Here is a 16116-nt window from a genome sequence, read left to right as displayed (position 1 = left end):
TATTAATCTATTTTCTTTCGAAACGATTTTTATCACGTGTATTAAATTTTTCCATAGTTTCGTTAAAGCTTTCAGTCATATCTATATCTAAGGAATTAGCAATACACAATAACACGAATAAATTATCACCGAGCTCAGCTTTTACTGAATTAACCTCTTCTGTATCCTTTTTCTTCTTCTCCCCATAATAGTGGTTGATTTCTCTTGATAATTCCCCTACTTCTTCAGATAATCTTGCCAGATTTGCTAGAGGAGAAAAGTAACCTGTCTTAAACTGACTGATATACGTATCAACTTCAGTTTGCATATCTTTCATTGATTTCATATTAAACGCCTCACATTCTAACGGTTTCTTATATAGTATAGACTAATTTTATGCTTCATGCATTATTCCTGCAACCCTTAGATTATATTTAAAAATCAGTTGATAGTTTATTCATTTTGGATAATTTAAAAAGGACTCATTACACGTACACTTCAAATAAGGACGAAACATAGTGCGGTTTGTGGCACATCTAAGATTTTCACTGTCTTTATAATCAATAATCATATTTGCGGTATAAAAAAATCCTACCATGTAAACATGATAGGAGATATCTTAATAGTTTATTCACTTGATCTAGCAATTAAAATGAAACGTGCAAGTTCTGCTAATGCTACAGCAGTTGATGCTACATATGTCATAGCAGCTGCAGATAGTACTTTCTTAGCATGTCGATATTCATTTTCGTTAACGATGTCTAAACTTTTAATTTGTTTCATCGCTCTACTACTTGCATCAAATTCAACTGGTAATGTGATAATTGAAAACAATACTGCAAATGACATTAAAGCAATACCAATCCAAAGTGCGGTAGAGCCTAATGTGCTCTGTAAACTAGTTAAAATAATACCAGCAAATACTGCCATATAACCTAATGAACTACCAATATTAGCTAGAGGTACCAGCGAAGTTCTAAATCTTAAGAAGAAGTAACCTTGCGCATGTTGAATCGCGTGGCCTACCTCATGCGCTGCGATGGCAGTACCAGCTACTGAAGGTCTGCTAAAGTTTGCTGGTGATAAGACAAGCACTTTTTTACTAGGATCATAATGATCTGTTAAGAAACCTTTTCCTTCTACAACATCTACGTCGTAAATACCGTTTGAATGAAGTATCTCAAGAGCCACTTCTCGCCCTGTTTTACCACTAGTAGATCTTACTTGTGAATACTTTTCATAGTTAGATTTAACCTTGTGCTGTGCCCATAGAGGCAAGACCATTAAAATAACAAAGTATATAATCATATAAATAAAAGACAAAAATCCTCACTCCTTTATTAATATTTTACTGTGGACGTTAATAATGGTCAAATATTTTATCCTTTTTAAATCGAGTTAAACTTAAATATAACACTAAAGGCATAATACTTAACCAAAATGCCAAATAAGCTATTGATTCGACATGACTCGCAATAAAATCATAATAAGGATATTGCATAAATACATAATCGATGATGTCATTGTGGAAAACCCATACCATCGCTATAAAAAATGCTACGATAGTCACTTTAAATCTTGGATAAAAAATGAAAGCTTCAATTGCCATAATACCGTGAGATAGTATGAGCATACAACCTGTGATTGTAATCATATCGTATTGAATAAATAAAATGATATTCATAATGACAGCCCATACACCATATTTAATGAGTGAAACAAATGCGAGCGCTTCAATAATAGGCAAATTCTTGCCTATAATCAAACCTGCGATAGCAATACATAGAAAAAGCGATGCAGTTGGGCTATCGGGCACAAAAGGTATGAATTGCCATTGTGTAATACTTATTTGTGAACCATACCAAATATACCCATAAATTGTCCCTAATAAATTACATACTAATAAGAAATACAACATACCTTTGTTATAAATAATAAGTTGCCAGAGCGTATTCATATTCATACTGTCAATCCTTCGGTAATATATTTAAATTTCTTAACTTAAAAGTATTAAGAATTTGAGATAATTGATAAAATAAATCCTTGTCGTGCAATTGTAAACTAAGGTCAATGTTATCTTGTAAATGTTTGATGATAGAAGACTCGCTTTGTTTCGATAATGGAATGCGATATATATCTTGAATATATATCGCATAATATGGCGAATTTAGCAATTGAGTTAATAATAATTCATCTAATTTTGTATCTCGCACTTCTTCTAGATTTAAATATAATTTAATATCAAAAGATATCTTTTGATCCGCGATATAATCAAATATTTTGTCATTGTTAATCATTACTTGATCTTGCACTGTGAATTTTATCGCTGGTTGACTTGTATTATCTGTCGCAATTTCTAGCGTGTTGTGATTAGAAATATATGCATCAACAAAGTGAATGTGTTGCAATAACTCAGGTGAGGATTTTATTAAATTCAATACCCATACACTTATTCTAGATTTAAAACGATATTGGAATAATATATATTCAATAAAACTAGCCTTTACTTGTTGTAGTGTATCAGTCATTATACTCACCTTCCTAACTAATTAGAATGATTGCAATCGCTCAGCTTCATCGTGCCAAGTTTCATTTGATGGGTCCATTTCAAGTAATTGATTTAAAATATTTTGAGCTTGTTTAATATAACCAATCTCTACAAGATAGAAGTAATAGTCGCTTAAGAATGCAGATTGTGTACGCATTGTTGGATAAGCCAATTCAAAAAAGTGTTGAGCTTCTTTATCTCGTTCTTCTTGGCCTAACGCATGTGCTAAATGCCACATGAACACTGGATCTAAGTCTTCTTCGTCAACATGTTGCAATAGTCCAATAAGTGCGTTGTAATCTTCTTCTTGTCTAAAGAAATCACTTAAGATTAAGAGTGGTTCTTGGTATGCGTTATCTACTTCTAAAGCTTGTAATAACAATTCTACACCCTCATTTGCATCACCATGTTCAATAGCAATACTACCTGTTGAGACCATTAATTCTTTATAGAATTGACTTAGTCGTAATCCTTCTTTACCAATTTCAATCGCATCTGCATGGTTATGTTCGTTTTCATATAATTGTTGTAAATAAAAATAGCCTTGGAGGAAATCTGGGTCTTTTGATAATAATGTTTGAACTAATTTGATGGCTTCTTGAGTTAAATCATTCTTTTCATATGCAATCGCTTTTTTAAAGTATATTTCAGAGTCCATTTCATCTTCATTAATTTCATCAAACATTTTAATCGCATCACCATAATTACCACTTTGTAAACTACAATCAGCTAAACGTGAGAATAGATTAATGTTGTTTATTTGATATTCGCCTGTTTCAAGCACAGTTTCATATTCTGAAGAAGCGCGTAGATATTGACCATCAAAATAAAGTAATTCTGCCAATGCAAAATGTATAATTGGATCATTGGGTTCAATGTCAATGGCTTCTACTAATTTATCAATGGCTACTTCAAGCATATTTAATTGTTGATATAGATCTGCTTCTAACATCAAACGCTCTGTAGATAATTCCACTGTACTAAGGTATTCTAAAGCTTCATCAGTTTGATCTTCAGCAATAAGTCCCTCAATAAAATAGATTAAGAGCTCACTTTCGTCTGGGTATTTGTGGTAAAGCGTGCGGAATACCTCAAGTCCTTGTGGCATTAAACCATAATTGTATAATGTTTCACCAAGAATAAAGAGTGCATCGTCTTTTGGAGAACTTAACGCGTCATTTACACGTGTATCTAAGTTATCTAACTTCTGTAAGTTGATATCATCTATAAGTTTATAGATATCTTCCATACTTTTATCCCTCTTTTTCTAATTGTTTAAATTTAGGTAAGAAACCTGGGAAGGAAACATTGACAGCATCAAATTGATCAATTGTTAATGAATCATCAGTCAATAATGAAGCGACAGCAAGCATCATGCCAATACGATGGTCGGTAAAACTATCTACTGTAGCTGTTTGTTCAAATTCAGATGGATGAATAATTATGCCGTCACTTGTAGGTTGTAACATAAAGCCTAATAAATTCAACATGTTTGCTGTTGTGTCAATTCGATTTGTTTCTTTAACTTTCAATTCTTCTGCTTCTTTTATAATACTTGTACCACTAGCTTGAGTACAAAGTAAAGCGATGACTGGTAATTCATCAATCGATCTTGGTACCAAATCACCTTTGATATGTAATGGTTTCATATCTGGTGTATATTGTACCCTGATAGAAGCGGTTGGTTCTGGATTATCATTTTGATTGAATAGTGTTATATTTCCACCCATTTGTGTCACGATATCAATAATACCTGAACGAGTTGGGTTTATGCCAACATTGTGAATTGTAATATCACTGTCAGGTGTTATCAAGCCCGCGACGATAAAATAAGCTGCTGATGAAATATCACCAGGTACGTGGAAATCTGCTGCTTTAATGTGTTCAATGCTATTTTCAGGCAATGTTATTGTCTGCCCGTCTGTTTTGATTGGAATTTGATAATGTTCGAACATCGTTTCTGTATGATTACGTGTAATGCCTATTTCAGAAACCATTGTTTTCTCATTTGCAAATAAACTCGCAAATAATATGGCACTTTTTACTTGCGCACTGACAACCTCCATTTGGTATGTTATCCCTTTAATACGTGCGGGTTTAATGATTAATGGCGTGAAGTTATCATTTATGCCTGTAATATTAGCATTCATTAAGCCTAAAGGTTTCATAATTCTATCCATAGGTCTTTTCCCAATAGAAGCATCTCCGGAGAGTACCGTTTCGATGCCGAGCCCACATAATAAACCAGCAACTAAACGTGTCGTAGTACCAGAGTTACCGGTATAAAGTACTTGGTGTGGTGTTTGGAAGTATTTGTATCCAGGGGAATTAACTTCAATCTTATCTTCTAAGACCTCTATTTCGACGCCAAGCAAACGAAAAATTTCTACAGTACGAATACAATCTTCGCCTAATAGTGGTTTATATATCGTTGACTTTCCTGATGCTAGTGAGCTCAATATAATTGCTCTATGCGTCATAGATTTATCCCCAGGGACTTCTATATCTCCAACAAGAGGCCCTTTTATATCAACTGTTTTACTATTAACCAAATATGCCACCTACTTTTTAAAATATGTTTGTAAATCTTTAAAACTCTCTAACAAAGTTGATTTACCTACGTGCTTAACCACAGGATGACCAATGCCATCTAATAAGACCATTTGCACACCTAACTGATCATTTTTCTTATCTTTTAACATAAGCTCATAAAGCGGGTCGAATTCAAATGATTCTATAATATTTAAAGGGTAGTCTAAAGATTTTAAATAATTAATATAATGGGCTATATCAAAATTTTGGTTTAAAACTTTATTCGCTACAATAAATTGAAAAATAATGCCTATCATCACAGCATGGCCATGTGGAATTTTAAATGTATACTCTACTGCATGACCAAACGTATGACCTAAATTTAGAAATTTACGTACATGCGATTCTTTTTCATCTTGGACAATAAGATTCAATTTTGTCTCGATACCTTTATAAATATAATATTCAATTTCATTTAAAGAAGCTAATGTTTTTTTATTTGTAAAATGAGTTTCAATCTCATTTACATCATTATCATTGTTCAACAAAGCATGTTTATATACTTCAGCATAACCACTGAGTACTTCTGTATAAGGTAATGTTGAAAGAAAATTCAAATCATAGATAACTGCTTTAGGTCTATAAAAAGCGCCTATTAAATTTTTGCCATGTTTTGAATTAATGCCTACTTTTCCTCCTACACTAGAATCATGCGCCAATATCGTTGTAGGTACTTGGATAAAGTCGACGCCTCTTAACAATGTAGCAGCTAAGAAACCACTAAAATCTCCAGTAGCGCCTCCGCCCACTGCAATAATGCAAGTATTTCGAGTTAACTTGTTACTGAGCAAGGTCTCTATTGACTGTCCATAAAAATCTAGAGATTTAGTAGATTCTCCAGATGGTATAACAAGTTTGTGTGCATCGTATTCAGACGTGATGAAATTTAAAGTTTCATTCCATTCTTTATCAATTGTACCATCGACGATAAGCACAATATCCTTATATTGCTTAATGTATTGATGTAAATGATCTAAAGCATTATGTTTTATAATTATAGGGTAATTATTTGATTCATAAGTGGTTTGTAGTTTCATAGATATCACCTAGTTAATCTTAAAATTTTTAAATTAATCTTAGTATTCAATATTTAATAAACGACGTTCTTCAATTTGTGTTTTTAATTGGTCGATATGATTGCACTGGAATTCTTCTAGCAACGCTTTTGCAAGTTCGAAAGCAACTACATTTTCTACTACAACACTTGCAGCAGGTACAGCACAGCTGTCAGAACGTTCAACAGAGGCTTTGAAAGATTCTTTTGTATTTATATCTACTGAATTAAGCGGTTTATATAATGTTGGGATAGGTTTCATCACACCATTAACGACGATAGGCATACCGTTAGACATGCCACCTTCAAACCCACCTAAATGATTTGACCCTCTATAGTAGCCGTTTGTTGTATCGTAAAGTATTTCATCTTGTACTTCACTTCCAGGTTTTTCTGCTGCTTTAAAGCCTTCACCAAAGCTCACACCCTTAAATGCATTGATGCTCACTACACCTTGAGCTATTCTACCATCTAATTTGCGATCATAATGCACATAGCTACCAACGCCTACAGGTACACCTTCAATAACTGTTTGGACAACTCCACCTATAGTGTCACCTGCTTTTTTCGCATCATCTATTTTATCTCTCATTTGTTGTGCGATTTCATCGTTAATTACACGGACATCATTTTTATCAACATTAGATTTAATTGTTTCAAGGTCATATTCTAAATCATCTTTAATACCGCCAATTTCCATGACTCTACTATAAAAATGAATATCAAGTTGTTTAAGTAAAATCTTAGAAACTGCACCTACAGCTACGCGTGCTGCTGTTTCTCTAGCAGAAGAGCGTTCTAATACATTTCTTAAATCTCTGTGGTTATATTTCATACCGCCAATTAAATCTGCATGACCTGGTCGTGGTTTGGTAATGACGCGTTTCATGTTTTCTTGGTCTTCATCACTTATTGGGTCTGCCCCCATAATTTTTCTCCAATGTTTAAAATCATCATTTGTAACAATAAGCGTAATTGGACTACCAAGTGTAATCCCATTACGTACGCCTGATACAATTTCAACACTATCTTTCTCAATTTGCATACGACGCCCTCTACCGTATCCGCCTTGACGTTTAAACATTTCTTCATTAATATCTGATACATTGATTTCTAAATTTGATGGCACACCTTCAATAATTACCGTTAATTGTGGACCGTGCGATTCTCCTGAAGTTAAATATCTCATTATTTACCCACTCCGTTCTTTAGTACTTTAAATGATTATATGTCCTTTATCTTATCATATTCAATAGTTCAAATTAACAGAAAAATTTCAAAATTGTTAATGTTTATATAATACACCTAAGTACAATGATAACATTTGAATATTTTTTCAGTAATAACTTATGATATTAAATGACTTGAGCATGGATTTCACATGGATTTCACATGGATTTCAATTGTTATTTTAGAAAGCAATATTGCTATTCCAATAGTATGATACTTAAAATAAAAAAACTGACTGTAATTTAACCTATACAGTCAGCTGTTCTCTTTCCTATTTACTTTTAATGTAATGGAAAGTAAAAGTAGATTTTCAAATGTTTAATATGTTTGCGCTTAAAATTACACTTATGTACTTTATTTATTTTCATATTAACTACATTATTTGAGTTATCTTGTAAACGATTATTCGTACAACCACATTTCGCGTGATTCTGTAAATTCACTTAACTCTTCAGAATTAAACCAAAGATTGATTTCTTTATTTGCTGAGTCTACTGAATCTGAACCATGGATAATGTTTCTTCCGACAGTTAAACCAAGGTCCCCTCTAATAGTACCTGGTGTTGCTTCTGATGGATTTGTTGCGCCAATGATATGACGAGCGACATGGACAGCATCTTCACCTTCTACTACCATCGCAAACACAGGCGCAGAAGTAATAAAGTCGATTAAATTACCGTAGAATGGTTTATCTGTATGTTCAGCGTAATGTGCTTCAGCAAGTGATTTAGGTACTGTCATTAATTTAGCGCCTACTAGTTTAAGCCCTTTACGTTCTATACGAGAAACAATTTCTCCTATCATATTGCGTTGAACCGCATCCGGTTTAATCATTAGAAATGTTCTTTCCATTGTGTGTTTATCCCCCTGTTAATTATGTATAATGTACAAAGATAAAATTAAATACTTTGAACAAAAATATAAAACAAAACATTATTATGTTTTATAGCACATTAATATATTAACAGTTAATTAAAGCGCTTTCAATGGTTTTCACATAATTACCCGTTTCTTTTCCCTACTTTTTTGATTATTTTTTTAAATAATGGTTTCGCATCATCTTTTTCTAACTGATCAATGAGATAAAGTGCTTTTTCTAAATATCGATCACTTATCGCTTGTGATTGCTTAATGACATCTGAGTTTTTGATTGTTTGAATACATTCATCGAATAATGATTGTTCGCTTTCAGGACTAAGTTGTTCAATTTTTAGTTTGAAATCTGGATTATTACGCATTTCTAGTAATACTGGAAGCGTTAAATGACCATTCATTAAATCACTACCTACTGGTTTTCCTAATTTCTTTTCTGTACTAGTAAAATCTAAAATATCATCCACAATTTGAAAACTCATCCCGATGTAATGACCGATCATTTTTAAGTTTCGAATGGTTTTGTGATCAGCGTGAGAAGCGATAGCGCCTACTTCTGTAGATAATTGGATTAGCAATGCCGTTTTGCGATTGATTCTTCTTAAATAATTAGTGATCGTTTGCTTCGCGTTAAATTGATCTTGAAACTGGTATAACTCACCCATACATACTTCAACAATTGCACTAGATATTACTTTATGTACACGGTTATCTTCAATGTTCGAAATATGTTCTAAACCCACAGCTAATAAAAAGTTTCCAGTAAGTATTGCTGTATCCTGGTCCCATTTTTTAGCGATTGTTAGACTACCTCGGCGTTTATCACTTTTATCAATAACATCGTCATGGACTAATGTCGCCATATGTATTAATTCAAGCGCAACAGCTACACGGTACACGTCTTCATTCATTTCCTCACCAAATTGACTGCTCAAAATAACGAAGGCAGGTCTTACACGTTTACCTCCTGATGAAAATAAATGATAAGAAGCTTTCTCTAGGATTTGGTCTTTGCTTATCAATGATTTTTCTAATTGTTTTTCAATTATCTTAATTTCATTATTTATATTTAACTTTGACACAGTAATCACCTTTGGTTGTTTCATTTTTATTTATAGCCTAGGTGCATCGCTGCAACGCCACCAGTGAAGCTACGTACTTTAATGTTACTAAATCCAGCTTGTGAGAATAAGCGTTTTAATTTTTCTTTATCTGGAAAATCAAAAGTAGATTGTTGTAACCATTCGTATTCATCTTTTGATTTTGCAAATATTTTTCCAAATACAGGCATAACAAATTTAAAATATAATTTGTAACACTGTTTGAATATTGGAGCACTCGGTTGACTTGTTTCTAAACAAACAACCATGCCACCAGGTTTTAGAACTCGATTGAGTTCTTTAAGCGTAGCTAAATAATCAGGTACGTTACGTAAACCAAAGCCGATAGTGACATAATCAAATTCATTATCTTCAAAGGGCAAATTCATAGCATCGCCGTGAATAAGCTGAATATTTTGCATATCCTTTGTTTTATTTTTACCTACTTCCAACATGTTTTCACTAAAATCTACACCTAATACTTCACCAGTATGCCCCACTGCTTTACTTAAAGAAATAGTCCAATCTGCCGTTCCACAGCAAACATCTAATGCCTTGCTACCTGGTTTAACATTCATTTCTTTCATAACACGTTTTCTCCATGTTTTATGCTGTTCAAAGCTAATGATATTATTGAGACGATCATATTTTCTAGAAATATTTTGAAACACATTATGGACTTGTTCTTTTTTCGCTTTATTATCTGCCATGTTTGATTACCTCTTTTTTGAATAAATTTCTGATTTAACTTCTTCTAAAATTGTGTTTAATTCATCTTTTGAATAATTTTTTAAATATGAAGGATGATTTTCTAACAAGTTAGTTAATAATTTTTGATCGATATTTGCTATTTTGCTATTGGACACATATCGATTAATTGTAATAAATGGAAATTTGTTTTCTATCTTTAAAATGTAATGCCCTATATCTTTTTCTGGAATTGCGCCATTATGAATGGATGATTTCATTTCGTTGATTTCCACAATCGCTTTACTCATTTCCTTTTGATAAATTGGATCATTTAACTTAGCTAATAATGTATAAAAGTGAGCGCTTAGCAAATCGCCAATCAAAATGGATTTTTTAGAGGATAGGTTTTTAGAAACCTCATCTAAATGACGCATCGCAGTATCTATAGTGAGGCAAGCTAATTTAGCATCTTCAGGTATATCATAGGTATCAAGAATTTGAGCTAACATTTTATTTACATAAATAGTGTCATGATAATGTATACCTTTCAAGCGCTGGGTAATTTGTTTTTCAAAAATGCTTAATGTCGTTTCCATGTTCACACCTCACGTTATTATCAATATACATATTAACATTATATAAGGAAAATTAAAATCGACGGTTTTCAAAGTGATAAATATTTACGTTTTATGTATTTTGTGAATTATAAAATTTGTGAAATAAACCATGAGCTTTTTACTGATTATTTTTGAAGAAAAACGATATATTAAAAGTTTATGTTTAATCATTTTTAAAAAGCTCTTAATATAACACCATTATACCGAATGATATCATATTAAGAGGCATAGTTAACAATCAATTTTTAGTTATTTATTTAAAAGAGCTTATAAAAAAAGAAAAAGCCCCTTTAAAAGGGCTTCGCTTTTAAGTAAAGAATTATTTAACTGCATCTTTTAAAGCTTTACCAGCTTTGAATGCTGGAACTTTACTTGCAGGAATATCAATTTCTTTACCAGTTTGTGGATTACGACCTTTACGAGCAGCACGTTCGCGTACTTCGAAATTACCGAATCCAATTAATTGTACTTTTTCACCTTTAGAAAGTGATGATTGAATTGATTCGAATACTGCATCTACAGCTAAACCAGCTTCTTTTTTAGTTAAGTCGGCTTGCTCTGCAACAGCATTGATTAAATCTGTCTTGTTCATTATGAATTCACCTCCCCTGGGGTCTATAATGATATCTTAATATCATTATGCTATGACTTTAACACAAGGATTACTGCAACTGCAATGATTTATGTGCAAAAAACGTTGAATTAATAGGATTTTAATATCAAAATGTTATATATTTGCAAAAAAGTGTAATAGTACTTTTTTATTCTGACTTTTTGCCACGTCCCATTAAGTCTTTTACACTTTCATCGACAGGTTGATCTTCAAATAAAACCTTGTATAAAGCAGTAGTAATTGGCATCTCAATATTGTGCGCTTCAGCTAAATTGTAAACAGATTTGGTAGTATATACACCTTCTACAACCATATTCATTTCTTCTAACGCTTTATCTAAAGATTTACCTTCGCCTAACTTATAGCCGAGTGTATAGTTTCTAGAGTGTGTAGAAGTACAAGTAACAATTAAATCTCCAATACCACCGAGCCCTAAAAACGTAAGTGGATCGGCGCCTAATTTTTCACCTAAGCGACTAATTTCAGCTAAACCTCTAGTCATTAATGCAGCTTTTGCGTTATCTCCAAAGCCCATTCCAGAAATCACGCCACTCGCAACGGCTATAATATTTTTTAAAGCGCCACCCAGTTCAACCCCTACTAAGTCATCATTTGTGTATACTCTTAAATAATCGTTCATAAATAAATCTTGTGCAAGCTTGCTCACTTCTGGTGATTTAGAAGAAGCAGCGACTGTAGTAGGCTGTTTGATTACAACTTCTTCGGCATGGCTTGGCCCTGATAATACACCTATGCCACCATTATGCTCCTCAGATATGCTGTCTTCTAACATTTCAGATACACGTTTGTAAGTATCGTTTTCAATTCCTTTTGCTACATGTATAAATATTTTTTGAGTGGTTAAGTGTGAATCAATTTCATTAGCCACTTCTCTCATCGCTTTCGTAGGTAGAGCCATTAGATAAACATCTGCATGTGTTATCGCAGCATTAATATCATGAGTTGCTGTAATCGATGTTTCAAGTTGTGCATTTTTAAGGTATTTTGTGTTTAAATGTTCTTCATTGATTTCTTGAACAGTATTTTTATTTTTTCCCCACATTAATACTTGATGTCCATTTTCCGCTAAGACATTTGCTAACGCCGTACCGAAACTTCCTGTACCAAATACAGTTATATTAGACATGTAACCCCTCCATTTATTAGTTTCTTCTTCTTGATATAATGTGCACAGGTGTGCCTTCGAATCCAAAAGCAGCTCTTATTTGATTTTCAAGGTAACGTTTATAAGAAAAATGCATTAGTTCTATGTCATTTACAAATACGACAAAAGTAGGCGGTTCTATCGCCACTTGAGTAGCATAGAATACATTTAATCTACGACCTTTATCAGTTGGTGTTGGATTCATAGAAATAGCATCTGTAATAACTTCATTTAATGTTGAACTTTGAACACGTTTTTTATGGTTTTCGCTAGCTTCAGTGATATAAGGGAATAGCGTAGATAAACGTTTCTTTTCTTTAGCTGAAACAAATGCAATTTGAGCATAATCTAAGAATTGAAATTCTTTACGAACTTCATCTTTAAATTTTTTCATTGTATTTGTTTCTTTATCTACTGCATCCCATTTGTTAACAACTATAACGATAGCCTTACCTTCTTCATGAGCATAGCCAGCAACACGCTTATCCTGTTCGATGATACCTTGTTCTGCATCAATAACTACTAATACGATATTAGAGCGTTCAATCGCTTTAAGTGCACGTAACACTGAATATTTTTCAGTGTTTTCATATACTTTACCTTTTTTACGCATACCAGCAGTATCAATAAGTACATAGTCTTGGTCATCATAACTATATTCAGTATCGACGGCATCTCGGGTTGTACCTGCCACATTGGACACAATCACTCGATCTTCACCTAGTATAGCATTAACTAAGCTTGATTTACCGACGTTAGGACGACCGATAATAGACAAACGTATGGTATCTTCATCGTATGGGTCTGGTTCTTCTTCTTTGAAGTGTTTAACTACTTCATCCAATAAATCCCCTAATCCTAATCCATGCGAACCAGAGATTGGATATGGGTCTCCAAAACCAAGTGAATAAAAATCATATATGTCATTTCTCATTTCAGGATTATCGACCTTATTGACAGCTAAAACAACTGGTTTTTTTGATTTGTATAGCATTTGTGCTACCATTTCATCACTTTGTGTTAATCCTTCTCGTACATTAACCATAAAAATGATGACATCAGCTTCATCTATGGCAATTTCAGCTTGCGCTCTTATTTGTGTTTGGAATGGTGCATCTCCAATTTCAATACCGCCTGTATCAATGATATTGAAGTCATGCGTTAACCATTCACCTGATGAATAAATTCTGTCGCGAGTCACACCTGGTGTATCTTCAACAATAGAGACACGTTCACCTACGACTCTGTTAAAAATTGTAGATTTACCCACATTAGGTCTTCCTACAATAGCAACTATAGGTTTAGTCATAACTAACTTCCTCTCTTTTTTAATCTCTATAATTCTATCATAAGGGGAAAGTATTTCAAAAGAAATTATTAATGAATTCATTTTGGTATTCAGTGATAGAATAATTACGTAGTTGTTTCTATGTACATTAAAAAAATAAATCTTGCCCTAATTCAAATAGGACAAGATTTAAAATTGGTCTCAAGTGTATCTATTAAAACTTAATATCTTTAAGTTTATCTCCGAAAACGTCTCCTAATGTTGGATTGTCTTCGTCGTCATTACCATGGTCTAAATAAGATTGTGTCGTTTCACTATCGCTTTCAACGACATTTTCATCTGGTAATGTTGCTTTAATAGAAAGTGAAATACGTTCTTTTTCAATATCAATACTTAGTATTTTAACACTTACTATTTCTCCAGGTTCTAATACTTCTCCAGGCGTACCAATATGTGAATGACTAATTTCTGAAATATGAACTAATCCTTGCACGCCAGGTTTAATTTCAACAAAGGCGCCAAAACTTGTAAGTCTAACTACTTTACCTTCAATGTTTTCACCTTCGTTAATTTCGCCTCTTAGTGATTCGAATGGACTTGGTAACGTATCTTTGATGGATAAGGAAATGCGTTCAGAATCTTTGTCTACAGATTTAACTTTAACTTTCACCTTATCACCAATTGAAACGACATCTTCAGGTGATTTAACATGTTCATGTGATAATTCAGAAACATGTACTAGACCGTCTACGCCACCAATATCTATGAATGCGCCAAAATTCGTTAAACGTGCTACGGTACCGTCAATTACATCGCCTTCATCCAATTTGTTTAGTAGCTCTTCTTTTTTCTCTGCATTTTCTAATGCTTCTACAGCTTTACGACTAAGAATGACGCGATTATTTGCTGGGTCTAATTCTTCAACTTTTAATTTTAGAACTTGTCCATCAAAATGAGAGAAATCCTCGATAAAATCAGTAGAAATTAATGAAGCTGGTACAAATCCTCTTTGACCAACATCTACAACTAACCCACCTTTAACAACTTCAGTGACTTTAGCTTCAATGATTTCATCATTATCTAATTTTTCTTGTAAAAATTCATATGATTTTTCAGTTTCTAATTGACGTTTAGATAGAATATAAGCACCTGTTTCATTTTCTTCATCATATTCTACTTTGGTAACATAAGCACCGATTTCGTCTCCAACTTTTACAGCATCACTTGGGTTGTCAATATGATGCGTTGAAAGTTGACTTATAGGGATAATACCATTGAATTTGCCGCCATTTACATGTACAACGACTTGTTTTTCTTCAATCTCTTGAATTTCGCCAGTAACTTTATCCCCTTCTTTAATTTCGTTAATCATTGATTCGTTGAATTCTTCAGTCATCTTGTCTGCCTCCTTATTACACTACATATTTATAACATCTTATAATTTGACAGAATTGTCAAGAAATTCCACTTTATAGTAGGCATCCTAATTCCAATCGTTAAAATGATGTAAATTGATATTTTGCTTTATTTAATATTCTAATTTCAATAGCAATTTACATTGATATATATGCAGTACCCGTTAATAAAAAATGTTCTATGATATTATACCCTGTTTTTGGTATTTTATAACTTTTTTACATTATTTTAATAGAAGAGACCTAAATCTTAATCAAAGGTTAACGTGCAATAAATTGGTTAAAGTTTACTGACTAAATTTAAAATTTCATTTGTAACATCTTCAATACTCATGCCCGTAGTATCAATAGTAATTGCATCCTCTGCTTTTTTTAACGGAGATATTTCTCGGTTCATATCATATTGATCACGGTCAGAAATTTCTTGTTTTAATTGTTCAACATTAGATTGAATACCTCTTAATTCATTATCTTTTTGACGACGAATGGCGCGTTCTTCCACTGAAGCAATCATATATACTTTTAATTCTGCCTCAGGTAACACAACTGTGCCTATATCTCTTCCATCCATCACTATTCCTTTTTTTTCTGCTAATTCTTGTTGTTTTTCTACAGCAAATGTACGTACAGGCTCTTTTGAAGCTACATAAGAAACATGATTTGTTACATCATTTTCTCTTAAATAATCCGTAACATCTTGGTTGTCTAGAATTACCCTTTGTCCTTTTTCTTCATCATATGTCAAAGACAATACTGATGATTGAACAAGACTTGAAAAATCTTCAGTATTATTTAATTGTAAATATTTATATGTAATGGCGCGGTACATTGCGCCAGTATCTACGTATATCATAGATAATTTAGCTGCAACACGCTTAGCTATTGTACTCTTACCCGCTGCTGCAGGTCCATCTAATGCGATATTAATTGGTTTCATTTTAGTAACCCTTCC

The 16116-nt window shown here is 32.9% G+C and carries 17 protein-coding genes; all 17 read right to left on the bottom strand.

The annotated features are described in order from the left end of the window. Positions 1-7: 7 nt before the first annotated feature. Positions 8-325: a nucleotide pyrophosphohydrolase gene (locus BJG89_RS07435; RefSeq protein ID WP_096809667.1), complete on the bottom strand. Its 318-nt coding sequence runs from the start codon at positions 323-325 to the stop codon at positions 8-10. A gap of 281 nt (positions 326-606) precedes the next feature. Then, entirely contained in the window at positions 607-1302 is a 696-nt protein-coding gene (locus tag BJG89_RS07430; protein WP_096809666.1) for a zinc metallopeptidase, read from the bottom strand. A 37-nt stretch (positions 1303-1339) separates the two neighbouring features. Further along, positions 1340-1942, bottom strand: a complete 603-nt coding sequence (locus BJG89_RS07425) for a DUF1405 domain-containing protein (RefSeq protein ID WP_096809664.1) — start codon at positions 1940-1942, stop codon at positions 1340-1342. Positions 1943-1946: 4 nt separating this feature from the next. Then, a complete protein-coding gene (locus tag BJG89_RS07420; protein WP_096809662.1) occupies positions 1947-2507 on the bottom strand; it encodes a YpiB family protein in 561 nt (186 codons plus the stop codon). Between the two features lie 21 nt (positions 2508-2528). After that, a complete protein-coding gene (locus tag BJG89_RS07415) occupies positions 2529-3776 on the bottom strand; it encodes a tetratricopeptide repeat protein (protein ID WP_096809659.1) in 1248 nt (415 codons plus the stop codon). Positions 3777-3780: 4 nt separating this feature from the next. Further along, positions 3781-5079 carry a 3-phosphoshikimate 1-carboxyvinyltransferase gene (gene aroA / locus BJG89_RS07410; RefSeq protein ID WP_096809657.1) on the bottom strand — a complete coding sequence of 433 codons (1299 nt, stop codon included), beginning with the start codon at positions 5077-5079 and terminating at the stop codon, positions 3781-3783. A gap of 9 nt (positions 5080-5088) precedes the next feature. Further along, positions 5089-6156: a 3-dehydroquinate synthase gene (gene aroB / locus BJG89_RS07405; protein WP_096809655.1), complete on the bottom strand. Its 1068-nt coding sequence runs from the start codon at positions 6154-6156 to the stop codon at positions 5089-5091. Positions 6157-6195: 39 nt separating this feature from the next. Next, positions 6196-7362, bottom strand: coding sequence for a chorismate synthase (gene aroC / locus BJG89_RS07400; RefSeq protein ID WP_096809653.1), 1167 nt, complete (start codon positions 7360-7362; stop codon positions 6196-6198). A 443-nt stretch (positions 7363-7805) separates the two neighbouring features. Next, on the bottom strand, positions 7806-8255 hold the full coding sequence (gene ndk, locus BJG89_RS07395; RefSeq protein WP_096809651.1) for a nucleoside-diphosphate kinase: 450 nt from the start codon (positions 8253-8255) through the stop codon (positions 7806-7808). Between the two features lie 149 nt (positions 8256-8404). After that, positions 8405-9358, bottom strand: a complete 954-nt coding sequence (locus tag BJG89_RS07390; protein WP_170006899.1) for a polyprenyl synthetase family protein — start codon at positions 9356-9358, stop codon at positions 8405-8407. A gap of 26 nt (positions 9359-9384) precedes the next feature. Then, positions 9385-10086 carry a demethylmenaquinone methyltransferase gene (locus tag BJG89_RS07385; RefSeq protein WP_096809647.1) on the bottom strand — a complete coding sequence of 234 codons (702 nt, stop codon included), beginning with the start codon at positions 10084-10086 and terminating at the stop codon, positions 9385-9387. Between the two features lie 6 nt (positions 10087-10092). Beyond that, positions 10093-10662, bottom strand: a complete 570-nt coding sequence (locus BJG89_RS07380) for a heptaprenyl pyrophosphate synthase subunit A (RefSeq protein WP_096809645.1) — start codon at positions 10660-10662, stop codon at positions 10093-10095. Positions 10663-11002: 340 nt separating this feature from the next. Next, positions 11003-11275, bottom strand: a complete 273-nt coding sequence (locus tag BJG89_RS07375; RefSeq protein ID WP_002483248.1) for an HU family DNA-binding protein — start codon at positions 11273-11275, stop codon at positions 11003-11005. Positions 11276-11444: 169 nt separating this feature from the next. After that, entirely contained in the window at positions 11445-12443 is a 999-nt protein-coding gene (locus BJG89_RS07370) for an NAD(P)H-dependent glycerol-3-phosphate dehydrogenase (protein WP_096809643.1), read from the bottom strand. Between the two features lie 16 nt (positions 12444-12459). Further along, positions 12460-13770 carry a ribosome biogenesis GTPase Der gene (gene der / locus BJG89_RS07365; protein ID WP_096809641.1) on the bottom strand — a complete coding sequence of 437 codons (1311 nt, stop codon included), beginning with the start codon at positions 13768-13770 and terminating at the stop codon, positions 12460-12462. A gap of 193 nt (positions 13771-13963) precedes the next feature. Next, positions 13964-15145, bottom strand: coding sequence for a 30S ribosomal protein S1 (gene rpsA, locus BJG89_RS07360; protein WP_096809639.1), 1182 nt, complete (start codon positions 15143-15145; stop codon positions 13964-13966). Between the two features lie 299 nt (positions 15146-15444). Further along, entirely contained in the window at positions 15445-16101 is a 657-nt protein-coding gene (gene cmk, locus BJG89_RS07355) for a (d)CMP kinase (protein ID WP_096809637.1), read from the bottom strand. Between the last annotated feature and the right edge of the window lie 15 nt (positions 16102-16116).

This window comes from Staphylococcus nepalensis (assembly GCF_002442935.1).
In the GTDB taxonomy this organism is placed as follows: domain Bacteria; phylum Bacillota; class Bacilli; order Staphylococcales; family Staphylococcaceae; genus Staphylococcus; species Staphylococcus nepalensis.
Note: the sequence above shows the minus strand (reverse complement) of the source record. Positions and strands in the feature narration are given on the sequence as shown.

Bases quoted from the DNA above. Each gene is read 5' to 3' on its own strand.
- BJG89_RS07375 (WP_002483248.1), bottom strand. From the start codon at position 11,275: ATGAACAAGACAGATTTAATCAATGCTGTTGCAGAGCAAGCCGACTTA.
- BJG89_RS07380 (WP_096809645.1), bottom strand. From the start codon at position 10,662: ATGGAAACGACATTAAGCATTTTTGAAAAACAAATTACCCAGCGCTTG.
- ndk (WP_096809651.1), bottom strand. From the start codon at position 8,255: ATGGAAAGAACATTTCTAATGATTAAACCGGATGCGGTTCAACGCAAT.
- aroB (WP_096809655.1), bottom strand. From the start codon at position 6,156: ATGAAACTACAAACCACTTATGAATCAAATAATTACCCTATAATTATA.
- BJG89_RS07435 (WP_096809667.1), bottom strand. From the start codon at position 325: ATGAAATCAATGAAAGATATGCAAACTGAAGTTGATACGTATATCAGT.
- BJG89_RS07425 (WP_096809664.1), bottom strand. From the start codon at position 1,942: ATGAATATGAATACGCTCTGGCAACTTATTATTTATAACAAAGGTATG.
- BJG89_RS07415 (WP_096809659.1), bottom strand. From the start codon at position 3,776: ATGGAAGATATCTATAAACTTATAGATGATATCAACTTACAGAAGTTA.
- rpsA (WP_096809639.1), bottom strand. From the start codon at position 15,145: ATGACTGAAGAATTCAACGAATCAATGATTAACGAAATTAAAGAAGGG.
- der (WP_096809641.1), bottom strand. From the start codon at position 13,770: ATGACTAAACCTATAGTTGCTATTGTAGGAAGACCTAATGTGGGTAAA.
- BJG89_RS07385 (WP_096809647.1), bottom strand. From the start codon at position 10,086: ATGGCAGATAATAAAGCGAAAAAAGAACAAGTCCATAATGTGTTTCAA.
- BJG89_RS07420 (WP_096809662.1), bottom strand. From the start codon at position 2,507: ATGACTGATACACTACAACAAGTAAAGGCTAGTTTTATTGAATATATA.
- BJG89_RS07370 (WP_096809643.1), bottom strand. From the start codon at position 12,443: ATGTCTAATATAACTGTATTTGGTACAGGAAGTTTCGGTACGGCGTTA.
- aroC (WP_096809653.1), bottom strand. From the start codon at position 7,362: ATGAGATATTTAACTTCAGGAGAATCGCACGGTCCACAATTAACGGTA.
- cmk (WP_096809637.1), bottom strand. From the start codon at position 16,101: ATGAAACCAATTAATATCGCATTAGATGGACCTGCAGCAGCGGGTAAG.